3 protein-coding genes are annotated in these 3600 nt (G+C 60.9%); all 3 read right to left on the minus strand.

Going from position 1 to position 3600, the window contains the following annotated elements:
• The coding region (locus tag AC1DWF_RS31065; protein WP_476842483.1) for a pyridoxal phosphate-dependent aminotransferase at positions 1-1082 on the minus strand (1082 nt) is incomplete at its 3' end.
• 224 nt (positions 1083-1306) lie between these two features.
• A complete protein-coding gene (locus AC1DWF_RS31070; protein WP_476783587.1) occupies positions 1307-2182 on the minus strand; it encodes a tyrosine-type recombinase/integrase in 876 nt (291 codons plus the stop codon).
• Between the two features lie 311 nt (positions 2183-2493).
• Positions 2494-3600, minus strand: a 1107-nt coding sequence (locus tag AC1DWF_RS31075; RefSeq protein WP_476842484.1) for a porin, incomplete at its 5' end; no start/stop codon positions are given.

A 3600-nucleotide genomic window follows, 5' to 3' on the forward strand; every position in this document is an offset into this window, starting at 1 on the left:
CCCTGATGCAGCGGTTGAGCACCGGCGCCATCGGCTTGCGGATGAAGACCCCTGATGCAGCGGTTGAGCACCGGCGCCATCGGCTTGCGGATGAAGACATCCCGGGCCAGCAGGTTACGCATCACTGAAAGTGCGAAAGCAGCATCGCTACCGCAGTCGATGGTCACGAAGTTTGTCGCCGAGGGCAGGGGCTTGAGCCCGTTGTCGCGGGCGATTGTGGCGATGCGCTCACGCCCGGCCGCCACCTTGGCGACCACATCGGCCAGATAGGCCTGGTCGGCGAGCGCTTCTTCGCCGGCGATCTGCGCCATGCGGCTCACGCCATAATGGTTGCGCACTTTTTCGAAGCTGGCGATCACCTCGGCATCGCCGAAGGCATAACCGCAACGGATGCCGGCAAGCCCATAGGCCTTGGAGAAGGTGCGCATGCGCACGACATTTGGCCGCGAGACATCGATCGGCGGTAGCGCCGAAGCAGGTGCCGTCTCGCCATAGGCTTCGTCGAGAATCAGCGTCGTCGTCTCAGGCAGTGCTTCGATGAAGCGCAGGATGTCATTCGTTTCCCACCAGCTGCCCATCGGATTGTCCGGGTTGGACAGGTAGACGATAGGCGCGTTTTCGCGCTTGACCGCGTCGAGCAGGCCCTGAAGGTCTTCCATGTCGTTTTGGTAGGGCACCGGCACCACACGGGCGCCGACGCTGGCGACATGGAAATTGAAGGTCGGATAAGCACCGAGCGAGGTCACCACCGGGTCGCCCTCGGCAGCATACATGCGCACGACAAGATTGAGCAGGCCGTCTATGCCTTCGCCGACCACGACATTGTCCGCACCGAGCCCGAGGTGACGCGCAAGTGCGACCTTGAGATCGTAATTATCTGGATCGCAGTATTTCCACATGTCGGCTGCGACGTCCTGCATGCGCGCAACGACGCGCGGCGAGGGGCCGAAGCCGCTTTCATTTGCGCCCATGCGCGCCCTGAACGGCCTGCCGCGCTCGCGTTCCTGAGCCTCGGGCCCAACGAAGGGCACGGTGACGGGCAGGGCGCGGATGACGGGGGTCAGAAGCGGGCGTGTGGTCATGGCAGCATACTCATTGGCGATCCGGCCCGAGCCGGGTGCGGAAATCTCGAAAGACTCGGGCTATACGACAAAATGGGCAGGGCAGCATGCGGTTTGTTGCTGTGGTTTGCCCTACCTGACCAATGTTGCGCGAACTGACGGGCAATGCGTGCCGACACCAGCGCCTTTCAGTCGCTTGGCGCGCCGTGCCCTTTGGCTGTCGCGCCTTTGAGGTGGATCCAGCGTCAGTGACGTTCCAGCACCACCACGCAGCGGTCGAGGTCGTTGGTCGCCAGATGCGCATAACGCATCGTCATCGTCAGCGTCTGGTGGCCGAGCCACATCTGTACGCGACGAATATCGATGCCACCTTGTACCAGACGTGACGCACAGGTGTGGCGCAGGATGTGCGGCACCACCTGATCGTCGGCGGCGAGGCCCACTTCGGCCTTGGCATCATTCCATATCGCGCGAAACTGCGGCTGTGTCAGCATGGCGAACGGCCCCTTCGGGCGCGGTCCGCGCTCAGGCGGCCACTTTGCGGTTTCCCTGGCGCGCACAGTCAGCGGAATGGTGCGGCTGCGTCCGGATTTAGTGATCCAGAAGCTGACGCGCGTGTCCTGAATGTCGTTCCAGATCAGCCCGAGCGCTTCGCCTAGCCGGCAGCCTGTATCGACCAGGAACACCGAGAGCCGGTAAGCATCTTCACTGCGCGCCTTGATGGCGGCAAAGAGCCTGTCCTCTTCCTCGGGCTCGAGAAAGCGGATTCGTCCCGCCCGCTCCTTCTGGCGGCGGAACTCTGGCAGGCTGTGGACATCTCCCATCTTATAGGCCTTGCGCAGTAGTTTGCTCAATGCGGCCATCTTTCGATTGATGGTCGCGTTGCTGTTACCGCGTTGGCGCAGGGAGCCTATCAGGCCGTCGAGTGCCTCTTGGGAAAAAGCGCTGAAGCGCTCGCCCAGAAGAATCTCGTCGATCTCACCGAGGAAGGAGCTGACGTTGTATTTGTGTCTTCCGTCGTCCCATAGAATGTCTTTGTAGGACGCAAAAAGCTCTAAAACCCTAAATGACTTTACTTCTTTAATAGTATTAAAACTGTAAGTTACCTTGCAATTCGTCATCAGGGCGGCAGAATGATGGCCGCTCACAATATGGTCCTTTGAAGTTGCTTTCTTCATAAATCTTCCGGCAACCCTTCGACGAAAAGCAGCTAACGCTACTCCACGACGGGGTGGCCGGCAAGCCGACGACAGTTCTCATACAATTCTTGGCAATCCGGCAGGGCAATGATTCCGGCTTCGGATCGTACTTGCCTACAACGCCCTTCCATCTCCTTTGGTCGGTTCGATGTCCCGACGCTGCCGCCGGTAGAAAAACGGCCCGGGTCTCTCGCGAAGCCCGGGCCGCCTTTTTTGCTTACAACGTCAGCAGATTAGAACGCAGCGTCGAGGCGGAGGAAGCCGTTGAAGCCACCGCCTTGGCCGAAGTCGTCGAAGGTGTCGCCAGCGAAGTAGTTGAGGGCGAGCTTGGCATCGAGGTTCTCGACGATGTTGTAGTCGATGACTGCGCCGAGCGAGTAGTCGTTAGCACCGTCAGCCGGGATGCCGTTCTGGTTGTCGTCGTGACCATCAGCGAAGTACTGACCGCCGAAGCCGACTGCCAGCTTCTGGTTGACCTGGTACTTCAGGTAGCCAGCGATCGTCCAGGTGTAGCCATGGTAAGGACCAGCTCCTTGCAGGACTTCGGTGCCGCCGATAGCGTTGACGGACCAGAAGGTCGGGGCCGACTCGTAGCCTGCGAGAACCTGCAGGGTGAGGGCGTCGGTCGCCTTGAAGTTGCCGATCGCCTTGAGAGCGAAGCCTTCGTAGGCATTGTCATAACCAGCATACAGGTTGAGCGAACCCCAGCCCTGCGTGATGGCAACCTTACCGGTGATCAGCGGGACGTAGTCGAAGTTGCTCGACTCTTCTTCCAGGCCGAGCGACACAGCGATGCCGTTGCCGGCGTCGAAGGTGTAGCGGATCTGGTTGATGCGGTCGCCGCCGCCCGAGTCGAACTCGCCATCGAGATCGCCATCGAACAGGGTGTCGGTGTGACCGACGAGCAGGCCGCCGAGCTCGAAGTAGGCGTGACGGAGGGCCGTGCCGGATTCGCCATTCACGCCGTTCCAGACGTCAAACTGCTCGCCGGTATCCGGGTCGGTCTCAGTGGACCAGCCACCGTTGTTCTGGGTGGAAGCCTGGAACTCGATGTAGCGGCGGAACGTGCCGTATTCGGTTTCCGAACGAGCATCGAGCTTCAGGCGCATAAGTGCCTGCTTGCTCCAGCCGTCGTCGAGAGCGTGCTCGGCAGCGTTGATCTGGTAACGAACGAGGCCGCCGATCTTGAGGCAGGTCTCGGTGCCGGGGATGTAGTAGAAGCCCGCGCCGTAAACGTCGCAGATGCGGACGTATTCCATTGGTTCCGGCTCAGCGACGACGACAGCGTCGGCCGCACGAGCGCCGGAGACTGCGAGCAGAGCCGCAGCGGAGCCGAGAAG

The organism is Aminobacter sp. P4_D5 (assembly GCF_056401815.1).